Genomic DNA, 25714 nt, shown 5'->3' with positions numbered 1-25714 from the left:
CAGCAAAAGGGTGTGAGCACTAGACTATGCCGCCTGTTTTTAAGTCACGAGTATACGTCATGCGCGTCGCCGATTTCTCCTTTGAACTACCTGAATCCCTGATTGCTCACTACCCAATGCCTGAGCGCAGTAGCTGTCGTTTGCTGTCACTGGATGGGCCGACGGGCGAGCTGACGCACGGTACTTTCACCGATTTGCTCGACAAGCTCAACCCTGGCGATCTGCTGGTCTTTAACAATACCCGCGTGATCCCGGCGCGTCTGTTTGGCCGTAAAGCCAGCGGCGGCAAGATTGAAGTGCTGGTCGAACGTATGCTTGATGATAAACGTATTCTGGCACATATTCGCGCCTCTAAAGCGCCGAAGCCGGGTGCAGAGCTGCTGCTTGGCGATGATGAGAGCATCCGTGCAACCATGACCGCGCGTCACGATGCGCTGTTTGAGGTGGCGTTCAATGACGAGCGCACGGTGCTCGACATCCTGAATGCGATCGGCCATATGCCGCTGCCCCCTTACATCGAGCGCCCGGACGAAGAGGCTGACCGCGAACTGTACCAGACCGTCTATAGCCAGAAACCTGGCGCGGTCGCCGCGCCGACGGCGGGCCTGCATTTTGATGAACCGCTGCTGGAAAAATTGCGCGCGAAAGGCATCGAGATGGCCTTCGTGACCCTGCATGTCGGTGCGGGTACGTTCCAGCCGGTGCGTGTGGACAGCATCGAAGACCACATCATGCACTCCGAATATGCCGAAGTGCCGCAAGAGGTGGTAGATGCCGTTCTGGCCGCCAAAGCACGCGGTAACCGCGTTGTGGCAGTGGGCACTACGTCGGTACGCTCCCTTGAGAGCGCCGCGCAGGCCGCCAAAAATGACCTGATTGAGCCTTTCTTTGGCGATACGCAGATCTTTATCTACCCGGGCTATCAGTACAACGTGATTGATGCCCTGGTAACCAACTTCCATCTGCCTGAATCAACGCTGATTATGCTGGTGTCCGCTTTTGCGGGTTATCAGCACACCATGGCGGCGTACAAGTCTGCGGTAGAACAAAAATATCGCTTTTTTAGCTACGGGGACGCGATGTTTATCACGTACAATCCGCAGGCTTTGAATGAGCGTGTCGGGGAATAAGTCCGCGGCACCGTTTTACAACGTTGGACTGTTTTTCTGACGTCGGAGAAAAAATGAAATTTGAACTCGATACCACCGATGGTCGCGCACGTCGCGGCCGCCTGGTGTTTGATCGCGGCGTGGTGGAAACCCCCGCGTTTATGCCTGTGGGCACCTACGGCACCGTAAAAGGGATGACGCCGGAAGAAGTGGAAGCCACTGGCGCACAGATTATCCTCGGCAATACCTTCCACCTGTGGCTGCGTCCTGGTCAGGAGATCATGAAGCTGCACGGCGATTTGCATGACTTCATGCAGTGGAAAGGCCCGATCCTGACCGACTCCGGTGGTTTCCAGGTCTTCAGCCTGGGCGACATCCGTAAGATCACCGAGCAGGGCGTACACTTCCGTAACCCGATCAACGGCGATCCGATTTTCCTCGATCCTGAAAAGTCTATGGAGATTCAGTACGATCTCGGCTCTGATATCGTGATGATCTTCGACGAATGTACGCCATACCCGGCCGACTGGGATTACGCGAAACGCTCCATGGAGATGTCGTTGCGCTGGGCGAAGCGTAGCCGTCACCGCTTTGACTCCCTGCAGAACAAAAATGCGCTGTTCGGTATTATCCAGGGCAGCGTTTACGAAGATTTACGCGATATCTCTGTTAAAGGTCTGGTAGAGATAGGTTTTGATGGCTACGCTGTCGGCGGTTTGGCTGTGGGTGAACCGAAGGAAGACATGCATCGCATTCTGGAACATGTCTGCCCACAAATCCCGGCAGATAAACCCCGTTACCTGATGGGTGTGGGTAAACCTGAGGACCTGGTTGAAGGTGTGCGCCGCGGCATTGATATGTTCGACTGCGTTATGCCAACCCGCAACGCGCGTAACGGTCATCTGTTTGTGACCGATGGCGTGGTGAAAATCCGTAACGCGAAGCATAAGAGTGACACCAGCCCGCTCGATTCCGAGTGCGATTGCTACACCTGTCGCAATTATTCTCGCGCGTACCTGCATCATCTTGATCGTTGCAATGAGATTTTGGGCGCGCGTCTCAATACCATTCATAATCTTCGTTATTATCAGCGCTTAATGGCTGGTTTACGCAAGGCTATTGAAGAGGGTAAATTAGAGAGCTTCGTGACCGATTTTTACCAACGTCAGGGTCGAACCGTTCCACCTTTGAACGTTGATTAATTTTAATAATGAGGGAATTTGAATGAGCTTTTTTATTTCTGATGCGGTAGCGGCAACAGGTGCTCCGGCGCAGGGCAGCCCGATGTCTCTGATTCTGATGCTGGTTGTGTTCGGTCTGATCTTCTACTTCATGATCCTGCGCCCACAGCAGAAGCGTACCAAAGAGCACAAAAAGCTGATGGACTCCATTGCCAAAGGTGATGAAGTGCTGACCAACGGTGGTCTGGTCGGTCGCGTAACCAAAGTGGCTGAAAGTGGCTACATTGCTATTGCCCTGAACGACACCACTGAAGTGGTTATCAAACGTGACTTCGTAGCTGCCGTTCTGCCGAAAGGCACCATGAAGGCGCTGTAATCCCAACTTTTCCCAAAGGGAACTGCCGTGTTAAACCGTTATCCTTTGTGGAAGTACATCATGCTGGTCGCCGTGATTCTCGTCGGCCTGCTGTACGCGCTTCCCAACCTGTATGGTGAGGATCCGGCTGTTCAAATCACTGGCGCGCGCGGTGTCGCCGCCAGTGAGCAAACGCTGATCCAGGTCCAGAAATCGTTACAAGAAGAAAAAATTACCGCTAAGTCTGTGGCTCTGGAAGAGGGCGCAATTCTTGCTCGCTTCGACACCACCGACACGCAGCTCCGCGCTCGCGAAGTGCTGATGGGCGTGCTGGGTGATAAATACGTCGTGGCGCTTAACCTTGCTCCTGCAACCCCGCGTTGGCTGGCTGCGTTGAATGCAGAGCCAATGAAACTCGGTCTTGACCTGCGTGGCGGTGTTCACTTCCTGATGGAAGTGGATATGGATACCGCGCTCGGCAAACTGCAGGAACAAAACATCGACAGCCTGCGCAGCGATCTGCGCGAAAAAGGCATCGCTTACACTACCGTTCGTAAAGAAGATAACTACGGTATGAGCATCACGTTCCGCGACAGCGCGGCGCGCGATCAGGCTGTAGATTACCTGACTCAACGTCACCGTGACCTCGTGATCACCTCTCAGGGCAGCAACCAGCTGCGCGCGGTGATGACCGATGCTCGCCTGAAAGAAGCCCGTGAATACGCCGTTCAGCAGAACATCAATATTCTGCGTAACCGTGTAAACCAGCTGGGTGTTGCTGAGCCACTGGTACAGCGTCAGGGTGCTGACCGTATCGTGGTGGAACTCCCGGGTATTCAGGACACGGCACGTGCGAAAGAGATTCTGGGGGCAACTGCCACGCTGGAATTCCGTCTGGTTAACTCCAACGTCGATCAGTCCGCTGCCGCCGCTGGCCGTATTCCGGGCGATTCGGAAGTGAAACAGACCCGCGAAGGTCAGCCAGTTGTGCTGTACAAACGCGTGATCCTGACCGGTGACCACATCACCGACTCCACATCCAGCCAGGACGAATACAACCAGCCGCAGGTTAACATCTCGCTGGATAGCGCGGGTGGTAACATCATGTCTAACTTCACCAAGGACAACATCGGTAAACCGATGGCGACCCTGTTTGTGGAGTACAAAGACAGCGGTAAGAAAGATGCAAACGGCCGCGCGGTGCTGGTGAAAGAGGAAGAGGTGATTAACATCGCCAACATCCAGTCTCGTCTGGGTAACAGCTTCCGTATCACCGGTATCAACAACCCGAACGAAGCGCGTCAGCTTTCGCTGCTGCTGCGTGCCGGTGCGCTGATTGCACCGATTCAGATTGTTGAAGAACGTACCATTGGTCCAACGCTGGGGATGCAAAACATCAAGCAGGGTCTGGAAGCGTGTCTGGCCGGTCTGGTGGTCTCCATCCTCTTCATGATCTTCTTCTATAAGAAGTTTGGTCTGATTGCGACAAGCGCACTGGTTGCGAACCTGGTGCTGATTATCGGCATCATGTCTCTGCTGCCGGGGGCGACGCTGACCATGCCGGGGATTGCTGGTATCGTCTTAACCCTTGCGGTGGCGGTCGACGCCAACGTACTGATAAACGAACGTATCAAAGAAGAGTTAAGCAACGGTCGCTCTGTTCAGCAGGCGATTGACGAAGGCTACAAAGGGGCATTCAGCTCCATCTTCGATGCGAACGTAACAACACTGATTAAGGTTCTTATCCTGTATGCAGTGGGGACTGGCGCTATCAAAGGCTTTGCGATCACCACCGGTATCGGTGTTGCAACGTCAATGTTTACCGCTATTGTCGGCACCCGTGCCATCGTGAACCTGCTGTATGGCGGCAAGCGCGTCAAAAAGCTGTCTATCTGAGGAGTGCGTTGTGGCACAGGAATATACTGTTGAACAATTGAACCACGGCCGTAAAGTCTGGGACTTTATGCGCTGGGACTACTGGGCTTTCGGCATTTCAGGTTTACTGCTGATCCTCTCCCTTATCGTGATGGGCGTGAAAGGCTTTAACTGGGGTCTTGATTTCACCGGTGGTACGGTAATTGAGATCTCCCTGGAAAAACCGGTCGATATGGACCAGATGCGCCAGTCTCTGCAGAAAGCGGGCTTTGAAGAGCCGTTGCTGCAGAACTTCGGCAGCAGCCGTGACATCATGGTGCGTATGCCGCCGGTGCACGATGCGAACGGCAGCCAGGAGCTGGGCAGCAAGGTTGTTAACGTGGTTAACGAAACAACCAACCAGCATGCGACGGTTAAGCGTATCGAGTTCGTCGGGCCAAGCGTAGGTGCTGACCTGGCGCAAACCGGTGCGATGGCGCTGCTGGTGGCTCTGATCTCCATTCTGGTGTACGTCGGTTTCCGCTTTGAGTGGCGACTGGCGGCGGGTGTGGTTATCGCCCTGGCGCACGACGTGGTGATCACCATGGGCATACTGTCTCTGTTCCACATTGAGATTGACCTGACAATCGTGGCATCCCTGATGTCCGTTATCGGTTACTCACTGAACGACAGTATCGTGGTATCTGACCGTATTCGTGAAAACTTCCGTAAGATCCGTCGCGGTACGCCGTACGAAATCTTTAACGTGTCGTTGACCCAGACGCTGCACCGTACGTTGATCACATCCGGAACCACCTTGATGGTGATCCTGATGCTGTTCCTCTTCGGTGGCCCGGTACTGGAAGGCTTCTCACTGACCATGCTGATCGGTGTCTCTATCGGTACGGCTTCGTCTATCTACGTCGCCTCCGCACTGGCTCTGAAACTTGGCATGAAGCGCGAGCACCTGCTCCAGCAGAAAGTCGAGAAAGAAGGGGCGGATCAGCCGTCTATTCTGCCGTAAGACGACGTGTCGTTCGTTCCCGAAATCCCGGTCTGTTGACCGGGATTTTTTTATCTGCTCCTGCCAAACACTCCTGACAGTATGCTGTCAGGAGCCCAGTCGTAGACTCTTTTCGAACCCAAACAACAGGCAGGAGGATGTATGAAAAGTGTGATTAACTGGTTTGAAATTCCGGTCGCCGATATGGATCGCGCTATCAAATTTTATGAGCCCGTGATGCAGGTACAGCTGAGACGAGAGAAAATGGATGTGGCTGAGTTAGCCGTTTTCCCGCATGACGATCCGGCCACCGGCGGCGCGCTGGCAAAATTTGAGGGCATTACACCGTCCGTACAGGGCGCTATTATTTACCTGCATACTGACAACCTGGCGGCAACGCTCGATCGCATCGCGTCTGCGGGTGGCGAGTGCGTGTTTGGCCCGCTGGAATTGCCGCGTGGCATTGGCACCATAGCCTTTTTTACCGACAGCGAAGGTAATCGCGTCGGCCTCCATCAACCTGCCTGAGAGCTGAATACGATATGACCCGACGCGCTGACCGTTTGTTTCAGATTGTGCAGATCCTGAGAGGCAGGCGTCTGACAACGGCAGCGCATCTGGCGGACAGGTTGAGCGTATCGGAACGGACCGTATACCGTGATATCCGCGACCTGTCGCTTTCCGGCGTGCCGGTGGAAGGGGAGGCGGGAAGCGGCTATCGGCTGATGTCGGGTTTTGACTTACCTCCGCTGATGCTGACGAACAAAGAATCTGAAGCGCTGATGGTCGCCATCCGTCTTCTGAAAACCTGGGGGGGCGACTCGCTCTCGCGTGAGCTTGAGTCGGCGCAAGAGAAGGTACTGGCGATCCTGCCCGAGGAGAGCCGACGTAAGGCGGAGCAGACGCGAATATATGCGCCGGATATTGCGCTTCAGCCGCATTCGCGCAGCGACTTTGATGTTATTCATCAGGCTATTTCTGCCCAGTGCGTACTGGCGCTGCATTATCGTGATGAAGCCGGGCATCTGACATGGCGCGACATTCAGCCGCTGGGGCTGTTCTTCTGGGGAGAGCATTGGCTGCTGGCCGCGTGGTGTGAACGGCGTGATGACTACCGCTGCTTCCGGCTCGACAGGTGTCTGAATATTACGCTCACACAGAGGCGTTTTAGCGAAAGCGCGGAGCGATCGCTGGCGGATTTTCTGCGTAAGGTGAAGCAATAAAAAAGCCAGCATATCAGCTGGCTTTGTCCGTTTTTGCCTTCTTTCACATCAGAAGTTGTAACCGACAACCAGGTAACCACCCCAACCGGTAGAACGTACGCTGAAGTCGCCATTGCCGAAGTTCAGGCTTGCGTCATCGTTCCACTGACCGCCGTTGTGCCAGTAACGCGCAACAACGGAGTAATGCCAGTGATCGTAGTTCAGCGCCAGGATGTGGCTGGAGGCGATGGAGTCGTTGGTACGCGCTTTCTTACCGTTCAGATCACGGAAGTCGTTGTCGCCCAGGTCTGAACCCCAGTCAAAGTTGGTGAAACCGATATAGCTCAGGTTACCGCCCCACAGCTGGGTAATTGGCACAAAGTATTTCACTTTGAAACGGTAGCCATCCCACTCGTTTTCGTTCGCGGCACCGTAGTTCTGCCACTGGTATTTCGCATAGACGTTCAGGGACAGGCTCATTGGCAGACCGGTATCGATGTCGGTACCCAGACCCATATACCAGGTGCTCTGACGACCGGACGCGTTACGGCCCATGTCGTAGATGTAGTTGTTCGCGAAGTACCACTCTTTGAATGGACCAAACGCCAGGCTGGTGCCCGTCAGCTTATCAATGGAGAAGCGGGGTTCGATCTCCATGAACAGGGGTGAACCGTGGTTCCAGATACCTTTCGCATCGGTGTTACCGCCGAAGAAGACCGGTGCATCCATATAGCCGTAGAAATCGAACCAGTCTTTCTTGGCGAAGGCTTCGTACTCCAGGTAGGTATCGTTGCGGATCTGTGGTCCGAAACGGGTGTGATAGCTGCCGACCACGTTAACGCTCTGGTGCCACCAGTCGGAGAGGTATTGTGGTTTATCGTTTTCCGCTGCGTTAACAGTGAAAGTGGAGGAGAGTGCCAGCACGGCGCCAGCCGCGAGTAATGTTTTTTTCATAATCATGCCACTGATTGAAATTCCCTTCCGGGAGTGAAAAATGCGCGAATTGCGTTTCTAAATATTTCGTGTTTCTGCGGAGCCTATTATAGGAATCCTTGCTCACAAAAATATGTGTTGTTTCACATATCTCTCACACGCGTAATCGATTGCGTTCACGTTTGCGTACTTTAAACGGCGGGGATTGTAGCGGCAATGATTTCTGTTGCCAATCTTTGCGGATTGTAAATGTTAGCGGAGTGACATTGCACTCCGCTGAAAGGGGATTACTGCGCGGCGGGCTGGATATCGTGAATGCGGATGAAACCTAACTGATCCGGCGTAAGTCCGTTCAGCTGGATCGGAATGTCAACATCGCTCGGGGCCAGCACGCTGGCGGGTGCGGTGAACAGCTGGCTCTTCACGTTCACTTCCTGATAGTTCTCGGTGGTGCCCTGAATCTGCCCCCACTCGACGGTGCCGCTAAAGGCTGGCAGAGGATCGTTGGATTCCCCCTGAATGCGTAATGTTGCGCGAGTACCATCCGCATTGGCTGCCACGTTAACCAGCGACATTTTCAGCGTGCCAATCTGGCTGTTAAGGCGCGCCGGGGTGTTAGACCCGGGCAGCAGATAAACCCCGCTGCTGGATTTAGCATTCAGCGCGTTTTGCTGGGTGATCTTCACGGTTTCTTTGTTCAGTTTGTCCATCGCGGTATTGAGCGTATTCACGCTTTGTTTCATTTGACGGACTTCGGTTTGCTGTGCACAGGCGCTAAGGGTAAACAGACTCCCCACCAGCAATATTTTCAGGTAACGTCTTGTCATTGCGTTTATTTCCTTGAAATAACGGATCTCCGTAATGGTAGCCAGCATCGCATCAACAGGCATAGATCCTTTGTCTCAAAAAGCTCTTCCTTTGTTGTCAGGCCAGATCAGGGTAAAATGAAAATCAGTTAACCACATAACAGGGATACCGTATGCATTGCCCATTCTGCTCCGCTGTGGATACCAAAGTTATCGACTCTCGCCTTGTGGGCGAAGGGTCTTCCGTACGCCGCCGCCGGCAATGTCTGGTGTGCAACGAGCGTTTCACGACCTTTGAGGTTGCAGAGCTGGTAATGCCGCGCGTGGTAAAAAGTAACGACGTGCGTGAGCCGTTTAACGAAGAGAAACTGCGCAGCGGGATGCTCAAGGCGCTGGAAAAACGGCCTGTCAGTGCAGATGACGTCGAAATGGCGTTAAACCACATAAAATCTTACCTTCGTGGTTTGGGTGAGCGCGAGGTGCCAAGCAAGATGATTGGCAACCTGGTGATGGAGCAACTGAAAAAGCTCGATAAGGTCGCCTATATCCGCTTCGCCTCTGTGTACCGCAGTTTCGAAGATATTAAAGAGTTTGGCGAAGAGATCGCCCGCTTACAGGATTAAGCTCATGCAGGATGAGATTTACATGGCGCGAGCCATGAAGCTGGCGCAGCGCGGTCGTTTTACCACCCATCCCAACCCTAACGTCGGGTGCGTCATTGTCAACGATGGCGAGATCGTGGGCGAAGGGTTTCACTACCGTGCCGGTGAGCCCCATGCCGAAGTTCATGCCCTGCGCATGGCCGGCGAAAAGGCGCGCGGTGCAACGGCCTACGTGACGCTGGAACCCTGCAGCCACCACGGCCGTACCCCGCCGTGCTGCGAAGCACTGATTGCGGCGGGTGTCGCGCGCGTTGTCGCGGCGATGCAGGATCCCAATCCGCAGGTTGCCGGACGCGGCCTGTATCGACTGCAGCAGGAAGGGATTGACGTCAGTCACGGCCTGATGATGCAGGATGCTGAGGCGATCAACAAAGGCTTCCTGAAGCGCATGCGCACCGGGTTCCCGTACATTCAGCTTAAGCTTGGGGCTTCACTGGATGGTCGTACGGCGATGGCGAACGGCGAGAGCCAGTGGATCACCTCTGCGCAGGCAAGGCGCGATGTGCAACGTCTGCGCGCGCAAAGCCATGCTATCCTCACCAGCAGTGAAACGGTTCTGGCTGATAATCCTGCCATGACCGTGCGCTGGGATGAACTGAATGCCGATACCCAGGCGTGCTACCCGCAGGAAAACCTGCGTCAGCCGCTGCGTATTGTCATCGATAGCCAGAATCGCATCACGCCTGCGCACCGCATCGTGCAACAGCCGGGCGAAACCTGGATTGCACGCACGCAGGACGATGCGCGTGAATGGCCGCAAGGCGTACGCAGCATCATGGTGCCAGAGCATAACGGGCACCTCGACTTAGTGGTGCTGATGATGCTGCTTGGTAAGCAACAGGTGAACAGTATCTGGGTAGAAGCGGGGCCGACGCTGGCCGGCGCGCTGCTGCAGGCCGGGCTGGTGGATGAGTTGATTGTCTACGTAGCACCTAAACTATTGGGTACCGATGCGCGTGGTCTGTTTGTGCTGCCGGGTCTTGAAAAACTTGGCGATGCACCACAACTCAAATTTAGCGAGATTCGTCCGGTGGGCCCGGATGTCTGCCTCCATTTAACGCCAGCGTAATTGCTCCTGAAATAGGGAAGCAGTGCGCAAAGTATTATGATAAAATCCGCCCCCCTGCGGGGCCAAATGAACCCGTAAAGGAAGAGTATGAACATTATTGAAGCTGCTGTAGCTACCCCGGACGCTCGCGTCGCCATCACCATTGCGCGTTTCAACAACTTCATCAACGACAGCCTGCTGGAAGGTGCCATTGACGCCCTGAAACGTATCGGCCAGGTTAAAGATGACAACATTACCGTTGTTTGGGTTCCAGGTGCTTATGAACTGCCACTGGCAGCGGGCGCGCTGGCGAAAACCGGTAAATACGACGCGGTGATTGCGCTGGGTACCGTTATTCGTGGCGGCACTGCACACTTCGAATACGTTGCAGGCGGTGCAAGCAATGGTCTGGCACACGTTGCGCAGGATGCAGAAATTCCTGTCGCGTTTGGCGTGCTGACTACCGAAAGTATTGAACAAGCCATTGAGCGCGCTGGTACCAAAGCCGGTAACAAAGGTGCAGAAGCTGCACTGACCGCGCTTGAAATGATCAATGTGTTGAAAGCCATTAAGGCCTGATTTTTTTGTAAGGGGAATTCCGTGAAACCTGCTGCTCGTCGCCGCGCCCGTGAATGTGCCGTCCAGGCACTTTACTCCTGGCAGTTGTCCCAGAACGACATCGCTGATGTTGAATACCAGTTCCTGTCAGAACAGGACGTGAAAGACGTTGACGTTCTGTACTTCCGTGAACTGCTGTCGGGAGTGGCGACTAATAGCGCGTATCTCGATGGTCTGATGAAGCCATATCTGTCCCGTCTGCTCGAAGAGCTGGGTCAGGTTGAGAAAGCAGTGTTGCGTATCGCGCTGTTTGAGTTGTCTAAACGTGATGATGTGCCGTACAAAGTGGCCATCAACGAAGCGATCGAACTGGCGAAAACCTTCGGCGCTGAAGACAGCCATAAATTTGTAAACGGCGTGCTGGATAAAGCCGCACCTGCGATCCGTCCCCACAAAAAGTGATCCGCAAACCGGAGTTTTGCATTGCCTGCCGGGCAGTGCGGCTCCGGTTTTTTTATTTAATTTGCTGAGGCATAACGTATGGCATGCGGCGAATTCTCCCTGATTGCCCGTTATTTCGACCGTGTCAGAACCTTTCGTCTTGATGTTGAAACCGGCATTGGCGATGACTGCGCACTTCTCAATATTCCCGAAAAACAGACGCTGGCAATCAGCACCGACACCTTAGTGTGCGGACGTCATTTTTTACCTGATATCGATCCCGCCGATCTGGCGTATAAAGCGCTGGCGGTCAACGTAAGCGATTTAGCGGCCATGGGCGCCGATCCCGCGTGGCTGACGCTGGCGTTGACGCTGCCCGAGGTGGATGAAGACTGGCTTGAAGCCTTTAGCGATGCGCTGTTTGATCAGCTCAACTACTACGATATGCAGCTGATTGGCGGTGACACCACTGCCGGGCCGCTGTCGATGACGCTTGCGATCCACGGCTATGTCCCGCTGGGCCGGGCGCTTAAACGCTCGGGCGCAAAGCCGGGTGACTGGATCTACGTGACCGGCACGCCGGGCGACAGCGCCGCAGGGCTGGCGATCCTCCAGGACCGCTTACGCGTCAAGGATACCGACGATGCGGCATATCTGGTGAAACGCCATCTGCGCCCAACGCCGCGTATTTTGCACGGCCAGGCGCTGCGCGAGCGGGCAAGCTCGGCTATCGATCTCTCTGACGGGCTTATCTCCGATCTCGGCCATATTCTGAAGGCCAGCGGTGTGGGCGCGCGCGTAGATCTGGATCTGTTCCCGCTGTCAGAGCCATTGCTTCGCCATGTGGAACCTGAGCAGGCTCTGCGCTGGGCGCTCTCCGGCGGCGAAGATTATGAGCTGTGCTTTACCGTACCGGAACTGAACCGGGGAACGCTGGACGTGGCGCTAGCTCACCTTGGGGCGAAGTTTACCTGTATCGGACAGATTATGCCGGAAAGTGAAGGGCTGAAATTTGTGCGTGATGGCGCGCCGGTTACGCTTGACTGGAAGGGTTACGACCACTTTGCGTGATTCGTCTGCCGGGTAGCGCTGCGCTTACCCGGCCGAGGGGTTTTGTTCCCTCTCCTTTTGGGAGACGGGCAGGGCGAGGGCTTACTTAAACCCGACCACCGGATGCTGCTGGTACGGCGTTTCCAGTTCGGCGACTTGCTCAGGCGTCAGCGTTAAATCAACGGCACTCAACAACTCATCCAGCTGTTCTTCCCGCGATGTACCGATAATCGGTGCCGCGACTCCGCGTTTGCTCAGCAGCCACGCCAGCGCTACCTGCGCACGCGTGGCACCGGTATCATCGGCAATCCCCGCTAAACGCTCGGCGATCAACGCATCGCTGGCTTCCGTACCTTCGTATAAGGTTTTACCGAACGCATCCGACACCGAGCGGGCGGTGGTCTCTCCCCATGGTCGGGTGAGGCGTCCGCGCGCCAGGGGACTCCATGGGATCACCGCTACGCCTTCCTGATAGCAGAGCGGCAGCATCTCGCGCTCTTCTTCGCGATAGATAAGGTTGTAGTGATCCTGCATGGTGACAAACCGTGCCCAGCCGTGCTGCGCCTGAAGATCAAGCGCTGAGGCAAACTGCGAAGCGTGCATAGATGATGCGCCGATGTAACGCGCCTTCCCGGCCTTAACCACATCGTTAAGGGCTTCCAGCGTCTCTTCAATCGGCGTGTTGTAATCCCAGCGGTGGATCTGCAGCAGGTCGACATAATCCATATTCAGGCGCCGGAGGCTGTCATCAATGGATCGCAGGATTTGCGCACGGGAAAGACCTTCAGGCAAATCACCCACCTGGTGATATACCTTGGTGGCGACGACCACATCGTCACGGCGGGCAAAATCGCGCAGGGCGCGGCCGACAATCTCTTCGCTGCTGCCGTCGGAGTAACTGTTGGCAGTATCAAAAAAGTTAATCCCGCCGTCGAGTGCGCGTTTGATGATAAGGCGGCTGCTCTCTTCCGGCAGCGTCCAGGCGTGATTTCCCCGGTCTGGCTCGCCAAAGGTCATGCATCCCAGGCAAAGTCGGGAAACCTGAAGGTCTGTTGTTCCTAATGTCGTGTATTGCATGGTTCCGCTCCTGCTTTTTTAAACAATACGTTTAAGCATAGCAGGAGCGGAAAAGGGGAGGGATCAGGCAAGCCAGGAACGGATTTTCGACTCAATGCCGGCCGCATCCAGGCCAATCGCCGCACGGGCTTCGTCCTGGGTGCCTTGTGGAATGAAATGATCCGGCAGACCAAGGTTCAGTACCGGCACGGCTTTACGGTTAGCCATCAGCACTTCGTTTACGCCGCTGCCCGCACCGCCCATGATGGCGTTTTCTTCCAGCGTGACCAGCACGTCATGAGATTCCGCCATGCTCAGGATCAGGGCCTCGTCGAGCGGCTTCACAAAGCGCATATCCACGAGGGTCGCATTCAGCGTTTCAGCCACTTTCGCGGCCTCCGGCATCAGCGTACCAAAGTTCAGAATCGCCACTTTCTCACCGCGACGCTTCACCAGACCTTTACCTATCGGCAGTTTTTCCAGCGGCTGCAGTTCAACGCCGACGGCATTGCCGCGCGGGTAGCGCACCGCACTAGGGCCATCCTGATAGTGGTAGCCGGTAAACAGCATCTGACGACATTCGTTCTCATCGCTTGGCGTCATGATGACCATATCCGGGACGCAGCGCAGGAACGACAGGTCAAATGCCCCCTGGTGCGTCTGGCCGTCAGCACCCACAATGCCTGCGCGGTCGATAGCAAACAGGACCGGCAGTTTCTGGATGGCAACGTCATGGATCACCTGGTCGTAGGCGCGTTGCAGGAAGGTGGAATAAATGGCGACAACCGGGTTATAACCGCCAATCGCCAGGCCTGCCGCAAAGGTCACCGCGTGCTGCTCGGCAATGGCAACGTCAAAATACTGGTCCGGGTATTTTTTGGAGAACTCCACCATGCCAGAACCTTCACGCATGGCCGGGGTGATCGCCATAAGCTTATTGTCTTTAGCGGCGGTTTCACACAGCCAGTCGCCAAAGATTTTTGAATAGCTCGGCATGCCGCCGCTGCTTTTGGGCAGGCAACCGCTGCTCGGGTCGAATTTCGGTACCGCGTGGAAGGTGATGGGATCTTTTTCCGCCGGTTCGTATCCACGGCCTTTTTTGGTCATGATATGCAGGAACTGCGGGCCTTTCAGGTCACGCATGTTTTTCAGCGTGGTGACAAGCCCCAGAACGTCATGCCCGTCCACCGGACCAATATAGTTAAAGCCCAGCTCTTCAAACAGCGTACCCGGCACGACCATGCCTTTGATGTGTTCTTCGGTGCGTTTAAGCAGTTCTTTGATTGGCGGTACGCCGGAGAAGACTTTTTTGCCGCCTTCGCGCAGCGAGGAGTAAAGCTTGCCGGAGAGCAGCTGCGCCAGATGGTTGTTCAGCGCGCCCACGTTTTCGGAAATCGACATTTCGTTATCATTAAGGATAACCAGCATGTCTGGCTTGATATCGCCCGCGTGGTTCATGGCCTCAAAGGCCATTCCGGCAGTGATCGCCCCGTCGCCAATGACGCAGACGGTACGACGCTGTTTATTCTCTTTTTCGGCTGCCACCGCAATACCGATACCCGCAGAGATTGAGGTGGAGGAGTGCCCAACGCTTAATACGTCGTACTCGCTCTCGCCACGCCATGGGAACGGATGCAGGCCGCCTTTCTGACGAATAGTGCCAATTTTATCGCGACGTCCGGTCAGAATTTTATGCGGATAGGCCTGGTGGCCGACATCCCAGATGAGCTGATCGAACGGCGTGTTATAGACATAATGCAGCGCCACGGTCAGCTCTACCGTGCCAAGCCCGGAGGCGAAATGGCCGCTGGAGCGGCTTACGCTGTCGAGCAGGTAGCGACGCAGCTCATCGCACAGCTTCGGCAGGCTCTCTTTCGGCAACAGGCGTAACTCCTGGGTGGAGTCAACTAACGCCAGTGTCGGGTATTTGGCAATATCAAAACTCATCAAAGGCTCATCGAGATAGTGTGTTTATTTATCACGCTGGATTATATAGTCCGCTAGCGCTTCCAGTGCCGAAGTATCCAGTGATTGCGCGGCCAGTTGATTCAGCGACTGGCGGGCATCCTCTATCAGATCCCGGGCTTTACGTTGGGCTTGCTCAAGACCCAGCAGGGCGGGGTAGGTACTTTTGCCAAGCTGCTGATCCGCACCCTGACGTTTACCCAATGTTGCAGTATCGCCCACCACATCCAGAATGTCATCCTGAACCTGGAATGCCAGACCGATACTTTCTGCGTATCTGTCCAGTATCGGCAGGGCTTTGCGCCCCTGTTCACCCGCGCTCAGGGCGCCCAGACGAACGGCTGCACGAATCAATGCGCCCGTTTTATGGCGATGAATACGCTCCAGCTGTTCCAGATTAACCTGACGTCCTTCCGCTTCCAGATCCAGTGCCTGACCGCCACACATACCGGCGACGCCGCTGGCCATTGCCAGTTCAGAGATCATCGACAGACGGTCACGGTCGGCCACTTCGGCCATCGGCGCATCGCTCAGAATCGAGAACGCCAGGGTTTGCAGGGCATCCCCCGCCAGAATGGCATTCGCTTCGCCAAACTTGATGTGGCAGGTAGGCTGGCCACGACGCAGATCGTCGTCGTCCATGGCCGGCAAATCATCATGGATCAGCGAGTAGGCATGGATGCACTCAACGGCGGCTGCCGGGGCATCCAGCGTGTTAGCGCTGATGCCAAACATATTGCCCGTGGCGTAGACCAGAAACGGACGCAGGCGCTTTCCACCCAAGAGTGCGCCATAGTGCATGGCTTCAACCAGTGGAGTGTTCTGAAAAGGCTGTGGCTCAATAAAACGGCGCAGCGCATCGTTGGCACGCGCGACGCATGCCTGAAGCTCGTTGGCGAAATCCATTTACTCGGCGTCCGGTGTGAATGGCGTAGTTTTAGCGTCTTCGCTGTCGGACAGCAGGATCTGCACGCGCTGCTCGGCCTGCTGCAGTTTGACCTGCCCCTGGCGCGCCAGCTGTACGCCGCGCTCGAATTCATTGAGCGCCTCTTCCAGCGGTAAATCGCCGCTCTCAAGGCGGGTGACAATCTGCTCCAGCTCACTCAGCGCAGTTTCAAAACTGGCCGGTGCGTCGTTCTTCTTCGGCATAGTGAATTGACTCTTATATTCTCAGCCCCGACATGGTAACGGACTCGGGGCAATTATCAAATAACGCGCAATGTGCACAGGAGCGGCGTGAAGATGATATACTTGCGCGCCTGGATGCAGCCACGGGTGTGGGCTGCTATACACGTCATCCTTCAGGTTGTCTCTGTTTGGGCTACGTTTGCGCCTTTCCGTTACTTACTCGCGTAAGCTTGCGGGGGGCTGTGACTCGCCGCGTTGATGCCACCTGAATGATTTTGTGTATATTTCATTTTCCATTACAAGCCTTAAGCTTGCCTAAGAAACATTGCCGCCATGAAGTTTATCATTAAATTGTTCCCTGAAATCACCATCAAAAGCCAATCTGTGCGTTTGCGCTTTATTAAAATTCTCACCGGGAACATTCGTAACGTATTAAAACACTACGACGAAGCGCTCGCCGTGGTGCGTCACTGGGACCACGTTGAGGTTCGCGCGAAAGATGAAAACAAACGTCAGGATATTCGCGACGCGCTGACCCGTATTCCGGGCATTCACCATATTCTGGAAGTGGAAGACGTTCCTTACACCTCCCTGCATGACATTTTTGAAAAAGCGCTGGTGCAGTACCGCGATCAGATTGAAGGCAAAACCTTCTGCGTGCGCGTGAAGCGTCGTGGTAAGCATGAGTTTAGCTCCATTGAAGTGGAGCGCTATGTGGGTGGCGGCCTCAATCAGCACGTTGAGAGCGCCCGCGTGCGCCTGACTAACCCGGACGTGACCGTTAATCTGGAGATCGAAAACGATCGCCTGCTGCTGGTGAAAGGCCGTTATGAAGGTATCGGCGGTTTCCCAATCGGCACGCAGGAAGATGTCCTGTCGCTGATCTCCGGCGGTTTCGACTCCGGTGTTTCCAGCTATATGCTGATGCGCCGCGGCTGTCGCGTACACTACTGCTTCTTTAACCTGGGCGGTGCGGCGCATGAAATCGGCGTGCGTCAGGTTGCGCACTATCTGTGGAACCGCTTCGGCAGCTCCCACCGCGTGCGTTTTGTGGCGATCAACTTTGAGCCAGTGGTCGGCGAAATCCTTGAAAAAGTGGACGACGGTCAGATGGGCGTGGTGCTGAAGCGCATGATGGTGCGTGCAGCGTCCAAAGTGGCGGAGCGCTACGGCGTGCAGGCGCTGGTCACCGGTGAAGCGCTGGGCCAGGTCTCCAGCCAGACTCTGACCAACCTGCGTCTTATCGACAACGTATCGGATACCCTGATCCTGCGTCCGCTGATCTCCTACGATAAAGAGCACATCATCGATCTGGCGCGCAAAATCGGTACCGAAGATTTTGCCCGCACCATGCCGGAATACTGCGGTGTGATCTCAAAAAGCCCTACCGTCAAAGCGGTGAAGGCGAAAATCGAAGCCGAAGAAGAGAACTTCGATTTCGGCATTCTGGAGAAGGTGGTGGCGGAAGCGACCAACATCGATATCCGCGAGATTGCCCAGCAGACCGAGCAGGAAGTGGTTGAAGTTGAAACCGTCAGCGGTTTCGGTGCCAACGACGCGATTCTGGATATCCGTTCCATTGATGAACAGGATGACAAACCGCTGCAGGTTGAAGGCGTGGACGTGGTTTCCCTGCCGTTCTACAAGCTGAGCACCAAATTCGGCGATCTCGACCAGAGCAAAACGTATCTGCTGTGGTGCGAGCGCGGGGTGATGAGCCGTCTGCAGGCACTGTATCTGCGCGAGCAGGGCTTTGCAAATGTGAAGGTCTATCGCCCTTAACCGTTTGCCGGGTAGCGGCTTCGCTTACCCGGCTTTCTTTACACGCTACGCTTCGTAAAAATTATAAATCCCCGCCGCCATCACTAACGACGACGCCACCTCGTAGGCTTTCTCACGCCCGACCAGCAGGTCGATAATCTTCAGTCCAAAATCGATCGCGGTACCCGGCCCCTGGCTGGTGAGCAGATTGACGCGCGGATCCCAGACCACACGTTTATCCACCCATTGCTCTTCAGGAATGGTCTCTTTCAGTCCCGGGAAACCGGTCATATTACCGATTGGGAAAATGTTATGCGGCACCAGAACCGTGCCGGCTGCGGCACAAATTGCCGCAACGATGCGCCCCGACAGATGGAATTGCCTGACGGTTTCGACCAGGAGCGGGCTGTCGCGAAAATACTCCGCGCCCTTCAGGCCGCCCGGCAGTACGATGATGTCGTAATCCCCGTCGGCCACCTGCACAAGCGGTGCATCGGCGAGGATTTTTACGCCCCGTGAACAGGTGATGGTCAGATTACCGTCGCTGGCGACGCTGGCGGTGGTCACGTTAATGCCGCCGCGCACCATCAAATCAATGGTGGTGACGGCTTCTGTCTCTTCGCTACCAGGGGCGAGGCAGATCAGTGCTGACGCGCTCATATTCACTCTCCTTACGTTTAACCAGGTCATACAGACGGGCATTTTCCGGCACGGCAATGCCGTGGGCGCGGGCGCGTTTAAGCAAATAGCCCGTGATGTAATCAATCTCTGTGTGGCGTAATGCCCGAATGTCCTGCAACATCGAGGAGATGTTTTCTGCAGTACTTTCAATTACCTGCTCAACATAATAGCGTAAATCCTCCGCCGAGGTATGCAGGCCTTCACGTTCGATAACCGAGGCGACCTCCGCGCACAGGGTGGCAATTTCCTGCGGATGATTTTTCAGTTCCCCGTTCGGGCAGTTCCACAGCGCCGTCAGCGGATTGATCACGCAGTTAACCGCCAGCTTGCGCCACAGCTGCGGGCGGATAGTGTCATGCCAGGCCACGTCCGGCAGCACCTTCTGCAGAACATCCGCCAGATAGCTGTAGTCACCATCCTGCGTACGGGCGGGGCCCATGTGCGTTACGCCGCTGGCGACATGCACGATAATGTTGCCATCGCGGCGTGCAGCGTGCGTGGTGGTCGCCATCAACAAGGGATGCGGGATGCTTTTCAGCTCATCAATGGTTCCCATGCCGTTATGCAGCAGCAGGATAGGGGAGTCTGGGGGAAGTTGCGCGGCCAGCGTCTTTACCGCATCTGATACCTGCCATGCTTTGAGCGTGACCAGCAGCAGATCGCTTTGCGCCAGAAAATCCGGATCGTTCGCGGTGAGTGATTCGTTGAATATACTTCCGTCTTCGTCAATCAGGTTCACACTGCAATAGGGCTGGGGCACGCGCAGCCAGCCCTGTACCTCATGTCCGTGCTTGCAAAGCGCGGTCAGCCATAGCTGTCCAAGGGCTCCGCATCCGAGCACTGTAATTTTCATTGTTCCTCCTCACCTGCAACTGCGCCAGGTGTTACGGCCTAAGTATAGCGCCGTCAGCTAAGCTTCTGTTGAGTAAACCCTGTGACATCTGTGCGGTGTTTCCTCACGTGAGCGGCCAGGGATAGCTGCAACTCGAATTATTTGGGGTATCTGCCTTGTAGCGGGTATTATGCAACGCAACAAAAATGAAGGGAGAAGAAAAGATGCCATCTTTCGATATTGTTTCCGAAGTTGATATCCAGGAAGTCCGCAACGGCGTTGAAAACGCAAGCCGTGAAGTTGAGTCACGTTTCGACTTTCGTGGCGTTGAGGCAACTTTCGAGCTGAACGATGCGAATAAGACCATTAAGGTCCTGAGCGAATCTGATTTCCAGGTTAACCAGCTGCTGGATATTCTGCGCGCCAAGCTGCTTAAACGCGGTATTGAAGGCACCTCACTGGATGTACCAGACGAGTTTGTGCATAGCGGTAAAAACTGGTTTGTCGAAGCCAAACTGAAGCAGGGTATTGAGAGCACGGTTCAGAAGAAGATCGTTAAGCTCATCAAGGACAGCAAGCTGAAGGTTCAGGCGCAAATCCAGGGTGAAGAAATTCGTGTGACCGGTAAATCCCGCGATGACCTGCAGGCCGTTATGGCGCTGGTACGTGGCGGCGATCTGGGGCAGCCGTTCCAGTTCAAGAACTTCCGCGATTAAGACAAAAATGCCCGGTTTTACCGGGCATTTTTTCAGGCTTTGAGAGCCTGCTCGATTTCGAAGCGGTTAGTCACTTTACTGTCTATTTTGACGTAAGCGCTGCGCTCTTGTGGGGCAATAAGCACTTCACTTACCCCCTCTGTTGCCTCAAGACGTTGTTTTAGCGCGTCGGTAATCTCTACATCCTCAGGAATTTCGACCCGCAGACTGCTGACGTAGCGCGGCTCTTTCATGCTGCTGGCGACCAGCAGCCAGACCATCGCCAGCAGTGCGCCTGCGAGGAACACGGTTTGCGAATCAAACAGGCCGTCCACCCAGCCGCCGAGCGAGCCCCCGATAGCCACGCCGATAAACTGGCTGGTGGAGTAGATCCCCATTGCTGTGCCTTTATAGCCGGCCGGGGACTCCTTGCTAATTAGCGATGGCAGCAGGGCTTCCATCAGGTTAAAGGCCAGGAAGAAGAGCTGCACGCCGGCCACCAGTTCCCAGAAGTGCGGGCCGGATCCCCAGAGCACAATCTCGGCAATCAGCAGCACCGCCACGCAGCCAATGAAGACGCGCTTCATCTTGCGTTTCACTTCGGCGTAGATGATGAACGGCACGACCGAGACGAACGAAATCAGCATGGTCACCAGATAGATTTTCCAGTGCTCCGCGGCAGGGAAGCCCGCGGCGGCAAGCTGACCGGGTAGGGCGACAAAGGTCGACATCAGCAGGATGTGCAGACACATAATGCCGAAGTTAAGTTTAAGCAGGCGCGGTTCCATCAGCACTTTGCTGAAGCAGCCTTTCACCATCCCGGATTCACGGTTAAGGACGTGGTTTTTGCTGTCCGGCACCACCCAAAGGGTCAGCGCAATACCGACGGTCGCCAGCACGGCAATCATCCAGAACAGGGCATGCAGACCGAGTTTATGGGTGATGATAGGCCCGAGCACCATCGCAATCGCGAAAGTGACGCCAAAGCTCACGCCGATAAACGCCATCGCTTTGGTGCGATTCTGCTCACGGGTTAAGTCTGACAGCAGCGCCATCACGGCGGCGGCAATCGCACCAGAGCCCTGCAGGGCGCGACCAAGAATAATTCCCCAGATGGAGTGGGAGAGGGCGGCTATCACGCTGCCGAGCACAAAAATAAGCAGGCCGCCGACAATCAGCGGTTTGCGGCCAACCCGATCCGAGAGCAGGCCAAACGGGATCTGAAATACCGCCTGAGCCAGACCGTAGATGCCAATCGCCAGGCCAATCAGCGCTTCGCTGGCACCCTGTAGCGCCATGCCGTACGTGGTCAGAACAGGCAGGACCATAAACATGCCAAGCATCCGTAGCGAGAAAACAGTCCCTAAACCCCAGGTCGCGCGCAATTCGCCTGGCGTCATTTTATAATCGTTCATTACCACCTCAATTCAAAAGCAGGCCATAGTGTAGTGCGGGGAAGGGGCGGGGTAAATAAAGGGTTATTTAACAAATATTACATGCGTTATTAATGGATTCGATGAATAAAAAAGGGTGCCGAAGCACCCTTTTATTCACCTGGTGTGACTTACCAGACGTAAGTCAGCAGGTTGTGTGAATCAGGCACCATGAAATCCACGGACATCATCACCGACAGCGAAGTGATAGCGACAATGGAGAACACGAACAGCTTACGTGCCCAGACCTTGTCATCTTCCACTTTGTAGCCGCGCAGGGCCATGCCGAGCCACCAGACGCTCACCGCAGCCGCTACCGCCAGGTATTTGTACCCGGCGTAACCGCCCAGAGAGAGCATCAGCGTTGCCACGGCAAAGGCGATGATGTACAGCGTGATGTGGTTTTTAGCCACGGAAATGCCCTTCACGACCGGCAGAACCGGAATGTTCGCTGCCTGATAATCCTTAAAGCGGAAAATCGCGATGGCATAGGAGTGCGGCATCTGCCACAGGCTAAAGATAGCCAGCAGGATCAGCGCACCGCTGTCGAACTCGTTCGTGACGGCGCAGTAGCCAATCACCGGCGGCGCAGCGCCGGAGAGAGAACCAATCAGCGTTCCGTAGACGGAGTGGCGTTTCATATACAGACTGTAAACGCCCACATAGACGACGAACCCCATCACCCCCAGCCAACAGGCCAGAGGATTAGCGCCAAACCACAGCAGCATAAAGCCAGCAATACCCAGCAAGGTGGCGTACACCAGCGAGACGGAAGGGGCGATCAGGCCTTTAACCAGCACCCGATTTTTAGTCCTTTCCATCTTCTTGTCGATATCCATGTCGATGTAGTTGTTAAATACACAACCGGATGCAACAACCAGCGACACACCGACCAGCGTAGCGATAAAGAGGGTGTAATCGATGCTGCCTTTAGAGGCCAGCAGGAACCCCCCAATTACGGAGATCAGGTTGCCAAAGATGATGCCTGGTTTCGTGACTTGCAGGTATTGCTTAAACATACTCGCCGCTCTTAGTGAACCATCATGTTGTAGTTAAGGTTCCACATAATCCAGATGGAACCGACTACCAGGATAGCGATGATAATCACGGTAAAGATGAAAGCCGTCATGTTCCAGCCTTCATCGGACTTGGTGTTCATGTGCAGGAAGCAAACCAGATGCACCAGAATCTGAATCACCGCGGTTACCAGGATTGCACCCAGAATAACCGGCTTAGACGCAGAACCGCTCATCACCATCCAGAACGGGATCACCGTCAGAATGATCGACAGGATGAAACCTGTCATATAGGTTTTTACGCTACCGTGGGAAGCGCCATGATCGTTTGAATGACTCATTACATCGCCCCCATCAGATATACAACAGAGAACACACAGATCCACACAACGTCCAGGAAGTGCCAGAACAGGCTCAGGCACAGGATACGCGTGCGGTTAGTGCTGGTCAGGCCACGACGGGAGATCTGGAACATCAGTACTGCCATCCAGATCAGACCAGACGTTACGTGCAGACCGTGGGTCCCGACCAGTGCGAAGAACGCAGACAGGAAGCCACTACGATCCGGCCCGAAGCCTTCCATAATCAGGTGATGGAATTCATAGATTTCCATCCCGATAAAGCCAGCACCAAACAGCCAGGTCAACGCCAGCCAGGAGACAACCTGGCTCTTGTTGTTTTTGTACATGGCGATAGCCGCCATGCCGTAGGTGATGGAGCTGAACAGCAGCAGCGCGGTTTCTACCAGAACGAACGGCAGTTCAAAGATGTCCTTGCCGGCCGGGCCGCCCGCAGTGCCGTTCACCAGAACGGCATACGTTGCGAACAGACAGCAGAACAGAATGCAGTCGCTCATCAGGTAGATCCAGAAACCGAAGACTTTCGTCGGTCCTGTATCGTGGTGCGCATGTTCATGCGCGTGGGCAGTAGAGTGCGCCAAAGTATCAGTTGCCATTTTTCAGCCCCGCTTTAGAAATCTCATCGAAATGCTGGTTTTCCAGTTTTTCGACTTCACGGACTGGTACGTAGTAGTCTACGTCCTCGTCAAAGCTCTTCACAATCCAGCTGATTACGATGCCGGCGAAGCCAACAATCGCCATCCACCAGATGTGCCAGATCATTGCGAAGCCAAATACCGTTGCGAAGGCGGCAATAACAATGCCCGCACCGCTGTTTTTCGGCATGTGGATCTCTTCGTAATGAGCAGGTTGCTTGTACGCTTCACCTTTTTCTTTCATTTCCCAGAATGCGTCGCGTTCATGGACCTGCGGCACAATAGCGAAGTTATAGAACGGTGGTGGAGAAGAGGTTGCCCACTCCAGCGTACGGCCACCCCATGGGTCACCGGTCAGGTCACGGTTCTGATCGCGGTCGCGAATAGAAACGTAGAACTGAATCAGCTGAGACGCGATACCACAAGCAATCAGCACGGCACCGCCCGCTGCAACCATCAGCATTGGGTGGAACTGTGGATCAATCTGCTGGCTCAGACGACGGGTCATACCCATGAAGCCCAGCACGTACAGCGGCATAAATGCAACGAAGAAGCCGATGATCCAGAACCAGAATGCGCGTTTACCCCATTTTTCGTTCAGGGTGAAACCGAACGCTTTTGGCCACCAGTAGGTTACGCCAGCGAAGCAGCCGAAGACCACACCACCGATGATAACGTTATGGAAGTGCGCAATCAGGAACAGACTGTTGTGCAGAACGAAGTCAGCACCCGGTACCGCCAGCAGTACACCGGTCATCCCACCCACGGAGAAGGTGACGATGAAGCCGATAGTCCACAGCATTGCTGAGTGGAACACGATACGGCCCTGGTACATGGTGAACAGCCAGTTGAAGATCTTAACCCCGGTAGGGATTGCGATAATCATGGTCGTAATACCGAAGAAGGCGTTTACGTTCGCGCCAGCACCCATGGTGAAGAAGTGGTGCAGCCAAACGATGAACGACAGAACGGTAATACACACGGTTGCCCACACCAGTGAGGTGTAACCAAACAGACGTTTACGCGAGAAGGTTGCTGCGATTTCGGAGAACACACCGAAGACCGGCAGAACCAGGATGTACACTTCCGGGTGACCCCAGGCCCAAATCAGGTTGATGTACATCATCATGTTGCCACCCATATCGTTGGTAAAGAAATGGGTGCCCAGGTAGCGGTCCAGGGTCAGCAGCGCGATGGTGACGGTCAGAATTGGGAATGATGCAATAATCAGGATGTTGGCGCACAGAGATGCCCAGGTAAATACCGGCATCTTGAACATGGTCATGCCAGGGGCACGCATCTTGATAATGGTCACGAAGAAGTTGATACCGGTCAGGGTTGTACCGACACCGGAGAGCTGAAGTGCCCAAATCCAGTAATCGACGCCAACGCCCGGACTGTACTCAATTCCCGAAAGCGGCGGGTAAGCCAGCCAGCCGGTCTGAGCAAATTCGCCCACACCCAGTGACAGGTTAACCAGGATAACGCCGACAACCGTGAACCAGAAGCTCAGGTTATTCAGGAACGGGAACGCTACGTCGCGCGCGCCGATTTGCAGCGGAACGACAACGTTCATCAGACCGATAACCAGCGGCATCGCCACGAAGAAGATCATGATAACGCCGTGGGCGGTAAAGATCTGGTCGTAGTGATGCGGCGGCAGGAAGCCGGCTTCACCCGCAGACGCGAGTGCCTGCTGGCTACGCATCATGATCGCATCCGCAAAGCCACGAATTAACATGACGATACCGACGATGCAGTACATGATACCCAGTTTTTTGTGGTCAACCGAAGTCAGCCACTCGTTCCACAGGTAGCTCCACTTACCGAAGTAAGTGATCAAGGCCAGTAAGGCTGCGCCACCGATGATAATTGCAGCAACCGTAACCACGATAATGGGTTCATGGTAGGGCACTGCATCCAGTGTCAATTTTCCGAACATTTTCTTCCT

The 25714-nt window shown here is 54.9% G+C and carries 27 protein-coding genes; 14 read left to right on the top strand and 13 right to left on the bottom strand.

The window, feature by feature from the left end; all coding sequences use genetic code 11:
• Positions 1–59: 59 nt before the first annotated feature.
• The 7 genes from queA to BJ887_RS19075 all read left to right on the top strand — a co-directional run bounded on the left by queA (position 60) and on the right by BJ887_RS19075 (position 6725).
• Complete coding sequence (queA, locus tag BJ887_RS19105) at positions 60–1130, top strand: tRNA preQ1(34) S-adenosylmethionine ribosyltransferase-isomerase QueA (protein ID WP_032677507.1); 1071 nt, start codon at positions 60–62, stop codon at positions 1128–1130.
• A gap of 53 nt (positions 1131–1183) precedes the next feature.
• Entirely contained in the window at positions 1184–2311 is a 1128-nt protein-coding gene (tgt, locus tag BJ887_RS19100) for a tRNA guanosine(34) transglycosylase Tgt (RefSeq protein ID WP_121340287.1), read from the top strand.
• Positions 2312–2333: 22 nt separating this feature from the next.
• The gene (yajC, locus tag BJ887_RS19095; RefSeq protein WP_000007630.1) at positions 2334–2666 is read left to right on the top strand and encodes a preprotein translocase subunit YajC; all 333 of its coding nucleotides are present in this window, start codon (positions 2334–2336) and stop codon (positions 2664–2666) included.
• Positions 2667–2693: 27 nt separating this feature from the next.
• Positions 2694–4541, top strand: coding sequence for a protein translocase subunit SecD (gene secD, locus BJ887_RS19090; RefSeq protein ID WP_014168844.1), 1848 nt, complete (start codon positions 2694–2696; stop codon positions 4539–4541).
• Positions 4542–4551: 10 nt separating this feature from the next.
• Positions 4552–5523: a protein translocase subunit SecF gene (gene secF, locus BJ887_RS19085; protein WP_020885225.1), complete on the top strand. Its 972-nt coding sequence runs from the start codon at positions 4552–4554 to the stop codon at positions 5521–5523.
• 141 nt (positions 5524–5664) lie between these two features.
• Entirely contained in the window at positions 5665–6030 is a 366-nt protein-coding gene (locus BJ887_RS19080; RefSeq protein ID WP_121340286.1) for a VOC family protein, read from the top strand.
• Positions 6031–6044: 14 nt separating this feature from the next.
• Positions 6045–6725, top strand: coding sequence for a YafY family protein (locus BJ887_RS19075; protein ID WP_014168847.1), 681 nt, complete (start codon positions 6045–6047; stop codon positions 6723–6725).
• Between the two features lie 48 nt (positions 6726–6773).
• Here BJ887_RS19075 and BJ887_RS19070 read toward each other — a convergent pair whose 3' ends face one another.
• Both BJ887_RS19070 and BJ887_RS19065 read right to left on the bottom strand, forming a co-directional pair.
• Positions 6774–7658, bottom strand: a complete 885-nt coding sequence (locus tag BJ887_RS19070) for a nucleoside-specific channel-forming protein Tsx (protein WP_025204975.1) — start codon at positions 7656–7658, stop codon at positions 6774–6776.
• Between the two features lie 266 nt (positions 7659–7924).
• Positions 7925–8464 (bottom strand): DUF3251 domain-containing protein, encoded by a 540-nt coding sequence (locus tag BJ887_RS19065; RefSeq protein ID WP_025204974.1) that lies wholly within the window; start codon positions 8462–8464, stop codon positions 7925–7927.
• Between the two features lie 152 nt (positions 8465–8616).
• On the opposite strand from BJ887_RS19065, the gene nrdR reads away from it, so the two are divergent.
• The 5 genes from nrdR (at position 8617) to thiL (ending at position 12223) form a co-directional block, all read left to right on the top strand.
• Positions 8617–9066 (top strand): transcriptional regulator NrdR, encoded by a 450-nt coding sequence (nrdR, locus tag BJ887_RS19060; protein WP_008503337.1) that lies wholly within the window; start codon positions 8617–8619, stop codon positions 9064–9066.
• A gap of 4 nt (positions 9067–9070) precedes the next feature.
• Positions 9071–10174, top strand: coding sequence for a bifunctional diaminohydroxyphosphoribosylaminopyrimidine deaminase/5-amino-6-(5-phosphoribosylamino)uracil reductase RibD (ribD, locus tag BJ887_RS19055; RefSeq protein ID WP_063435362.1), 1104 nt, complete (start codon positions 9071–9073; stop codon positions 10172–10174).
• Positions 10175–10261: 87 nt separating this feature from the next.
• Positions 10262–10732: a 6,7-dimethyl-8-ribityllumazine synthase gene (gene ribE / locus BJ887_RS19050; RefSeq protein WP_006176874.1), complete on the top strand. Its 471-nt coding sequence runs from the start codon at positions 10262–10264 to the stop codon at positions 10730–10732.
• A gap of 21 nt (positions 10733–10753) precedes the next feature.
• A complete protein-coding gene (nusB, locus tag BJ887_RS19045; RefSeq protein ID WP_006809908.1) occupies positions 10754–11173 on the top strand; it encodes a transcription antitermination factor NusB in 420 nt (139 codons plus the stop codon).
• 78 nt (positions 11174–11251) lie between these two features.
• Positions 11252–12223: a thiamine-phosphate kinase gene (thiL, locus tag BJ887_RS19040; RefSeq protein ID WP_121340285.1), complete on the top strand. Its 972-nt coding sequence runs from the start codon at positions 11252–11254 to the stop codon at positions 12221–12223.
• Between the two features lie 81 nt (positions 12224–12304).
• Here thiL and BJ887_RS19035 read toward each other — a convergent pair whose 3' ends face one another.
• The 4 genes from BJ887_RS19035 to xseB all read right to left on the bottom strand — a co-directional run bounded on the left by BJ887_RS19035 (position 12305) and on the right by xseB (position 16372).
• Positions 12305–13279 (bottom strand): aldo/keto reductase, encoded by a 975-nt coding sequence (locus tag BJ887_RS19035; RefSeq protein WP_032677512.1) that lies wholly within the window; start codon positions 13277–13279, stop codon positions 12305–12307.
• A 63-nt stretch (positions 13280–13342) separates the two neighbouring features.
• Positions 13343–15205: a 1-deoxy-D-xylulose-5-phosphate synthase gene (gene dxs, locus BJ887_RS19030; RefSeq protein ID WP_020885219.1), complete on the bottom strand. Its 1863-nt coding sequence runs from the start codon at positions 15203–15205 to the stop codon at positions 13343–13345.
• A 24-nt stretch (positions 15206–15229) separates the two neighbouring features.
• Complete coding sequence (gene ispA, locus BJ887_RS19025; protein WP_014168855.1) at positions 15230–16129, bottom strand: (2E,6E)-farnesyl diphosphate synthase; 900 nt, start codon at positions 16127–16129, stop codon at positions 15230–15232.
• Positions 16130–16372: an exodeoxyribonuclease VII small subunit gene (gene xseB, locus BJ887_RS19020; protein ID WP_008503331.1), complete on the bottom strand. Its 243-nt coding sequence runs from the start codon at positions 16370–16372 to the stop codon at positions 16130–16132.
• 312 nt (positions 16373–16684) lie between these two features.
• Between xseB and thiI the strand changes: the two genes are divergently transcribed.
• Positions 16685–18133, top strand: a complete 1449-nt coding sequence (gene thiI / locus BJ887_RS19015; protein ID WP_121340284.1) for a tRNA uracil 4-sulfurtransferase ThiI — start codon at positions 16685–16687, stop codon at positions 18131–18133.
• A 45-nt stretch (positions 18134–18178) separates the two neighbouring features.
• Here thiI and yajL read toward each other — a convergent pair whose 3' ends face one another.
• Positions 18179–18772: a protein deglycase YajL gene (yajL, locus tag BJ887_RS19010; protein WP_020885217.1), complete on the bottom strand. Its 594-nt coding sequence runs from the start codon at positions 18770–18772 to the stop codon at positions 18179–18181.
• Positions 18735–19646, bottom strand: coding sequence for a 2-dehydropantoate 2-reductase (panE, locus tag BJ887_RS19005; RefSeq protein ID WP_014168859.1), 912 nt, complete (start codon positions 19644–19646; stop codon positions 18735–18737). Before panE ends, yajL begins: the two co-directional genes overlap by 38 nt.
• 203 nt (positions 19647–19849) lie before the next feature.
• On the opposite strand from panE, the gene BJ887_RS19000 reads away from it, so the two are divergent.
• A complete protein-coding gene (locus BJ887_RS19000; protein ID WP_040016786.1) occupies positions 19850–20341 on the top strand; it encodes a YajQ family cyclic di-GMP-binding protein in 492 nt (163 codons plus the stop codon).
• A gap of 32 nt (positions 20342–20373) precedes the next feature.
• Here BJ887_RS19000 and BJ887_RS18995 read toward each other — a convergent pair whose 3' ends face one another.
• From BJ887_RS18995 to cyoB, 5 genes are all read right to left on the bottom strand, one after another.
• Positions 20374–21735 (bottom strand): MFS transporter, encoded by a 1362-nt coding sequence (locus BJ887_RS18995; protein WP_020885214.1) that lies wholly within the window; start codon positions 21733–21735, stop codon positions 20374–20376.
• Positions 21736–21884: 149 nt separating this feature from the next.
• On the bottom strand, positions 21885–22772 hold the full coding sequence (gene cyoE / locus BJ887_RS18990; RefSeq protein WP_014168862.1) for a heme o synthase: 888 nt from the start codon (positions 22770–22772) through the stop codon (positions 21885–21887).
• Between the two features lie 11 nt (positions 22773–22783).
• Positions 22784–23110, bottom strand: coding sequence for a cytochrome o ubiquinol oxidase subunit IV (locus BJ887_RS18985; protein ID WP_006176899.1), 327 nt, complete (start codon positions 23108–23110; stop codon positions 22784–22786).
• Positions 23110–23724 carry a cytochrome o ubiquinol oxidase subunit III gene (locus BJ887_RS18980; protein ID WP_014168863.1) on the bottom strand — a complete coding sequence of 205 codons (615 nt, stop codon included), beginning with the start codon at positions 23722–23724 and terminating at the stop codon, positions 23110–23112. The genes BJ887_RS18985 and BJ887_RS18980 overlap by 1 nt, the downstream gene beginning before the upstream one ends.
• Positions 23714–25705 (bottom strand): cytochrome o ubiquinol oxidase subunit I, encoded by a 1992-nt coding sequence (gene cyoB / locus BJ887_RS18975; protein WP_014168864.1) that lies wholly within the window; start codon positions 25703–25705, stop codon positions 23714–23716. The genes BJ887_RS18980 and cyoB overlap by 11 nt, the downstream gene beginning before the upstream one ends.
• Positions 25706–25714 lie beyond the last annotated feature (9 nt).

The organism is Enterobacter sp. WPR_3_1 (genome assembly GCF_003635055.1).
Lineage (GTDB): Bacteria > Pseudomonadota > Gammaproteobacteria > Enterobacterales > Enterobacteriaceae > Enterobacter > Enterobacter ludwigii.
This window is presented reverse-complemented; position numbering and strand designations above follow the sequence as displayed.

What these genes read in the sequence shown, in the direction of transcription:
- queA (WP_032677507.1), top strand. Translation starts at nt 60, where the DNA reads ATGCGCGTCGCCGATTTCTCCTTTGAACTACCTGAATCCCTGATTGCT.
- tgt (WP_121340287.1), top strand. Translation starts at nt 1,184, where the DNA reads ATGAAATTTGAACTCGATACCACCGATGGTCGCGCACGTCGCGGCCGC.
- yajC (WP_000007630.1), top strand. Translation starts at nt 2,334, where the DNA reads ATGAGCTTTTTTATTTCTGATGCGGTAGCGGCAACAGGTGCTCCGGCG.
- BJ887_RS19080 (WP_121340286.1), top strand. Translation starts at nt 5,665, where the DNA reads ATGAAAAGTGTGATTAACTGGTTTGAAATTCCGGTCGCCGATATGGAT.
- BJ887_RS19075 (WP_014168847.1), top strand. Translation starts at nt 6,045, where the DNA reads ATGACCCGACGCGCTGACCGTTTGTTTCAGATTGTGCAGATCCTGAGA.
- BJ887_RS19070 (WP_025204975.1), bottom strand. Translation starts at nt 7,658, where the DNA reads ATGAAAAAAACATTACTCGCGGCTGGCGCCGTGCTGGCACTCTCCTCC.
- BJ887_RS19065 (WP_025204974.1), bottom strand. Translation starts at nt 8,464, where the DNA reads ATGACAAGACGTTACCTGAAAATATTGCTGGTGGGGAGTCTGTTTACC.
- nrdR (WP_008503337.1), top strand. Translation starts at nt 8,617, where the DNA reads ATGCATTGCCCATTCTGCTCCGCTGTGGATACCAAAGTTATCGACTCT.
- ribD (WP_063435362.1), top strand. Translation starts at nt 9,071, where the DNA reads ATGCAGGATGAGATTTACATGGCGCGAGCCATGAAGCTGGCGCAGCGC.
- ribE (WP_006176874.1), top strand. Translation starts at nt 10,262, where the DNA reads ATGAACATTATTGAAGCTGCTGTAGCTACCCCGGACGCTCGCGTCGCC.
- thiL (WP_121340285.1), top strand. Translation starts at nt 11,252, where the DNA reads ATGGCATGCGGCGAATTCTCCCTGATTGCCCGTTATTTCGACCGTGTC.
- BJ887_RS19035 (WP_032677512.1), bottom strand. Translation starts at nt 13,279, where the DNA reads ATGCAATACACGACATTAGGAACAACAGACCTTCAGGTTTCCCGACTT.
- dxs (WP_020885219.1), bottom strand. Translation starts at nt 15,205, where the DNA reads ATGAGTTTTGATATTGCCAAATACCCGACACTGGCGTTAGTTGACTCC.
- ispA (WP_014168855.1), bottom strand. Translation starts at nt 16,129, where the DNA reads ATGGATTTCGCCAACGAGCTTCAGGCATGCGTCGCGCGTGCCAACGAT.
- xseB (WP_008503331.1), bottom strand. Translation starts at nt 16,372, where the DNA reads ATGCCGAAGAAGAACGACGCACCGGCCAGTTTTGAAACTGCGCTGAGT.
- thiI (WP_121340284.1), top strand. Translation starts at nt 16,685, where the DNA reads ATGAAGTTTATCATTAAATTGTTCCCTGAAATCACCATCAAAAGCCAA.
- yajL (WP_020885217.1), bottom strand. Translation starts at nt 18,772, where the DNA reads ATGAGCGCGTCAGCACTGATCTGCCTCGCCCCTGGTAGCGAAGAGACA.
- panE (WP_014168859.1), bottom strand. Translation starts at nt 19,646, where the DNA reads ATGAAAATTACAGTGCTCGGATGCGGAGCCCTTGGACAGCTATGGCTG.
- BJ887_RS19000 (WP_040016786.1), top strand. Translation starts at nt 19,850, where the DNA reads ATGCCATCTTTCGATATTGTTTCCGAAGTTGATATCCAGGAAGTCCGC.
- BJ887_RS18995 (WP_020885214.1), bottom strand. Translation starts at nt 21,735, where the DNA reads ATGAACGATTATAAAATGACGCCAGGCGAATTGCGCGCGACCTGGGGT.
- cyoE (WP_014168862.1), bottom strand. Translation starts at nt 22,772, where the DNA reads ATGTTTAAGCAATACCTGCAAGTCACGAAACCAGGCATCATCTTTGGC.
- BJ887_RS18985 (WP_006176899.1), bottom strand. Translation starts at nt 23,110, where the DNA reads ATGAGTCATTCAAACGATCATGGCGCTTCCCACGGTAGCGTAAAAACC.
- BJ887_RS18980 (WP_014168863.1), bottom strand. Translation starts at nt 23,724, where the DNA reads ATGGCAACTGATACTTTGGCGCACTCTACTGCCCACGCGCATGAACAT.
- cyoB (WP_014168864.1), bottom strand. Translation starts at nt 25,705, where the DNA reads ATGTTCGGAAAATTGACACTGGATGCAGTGCCCTACCATGAACCCATT.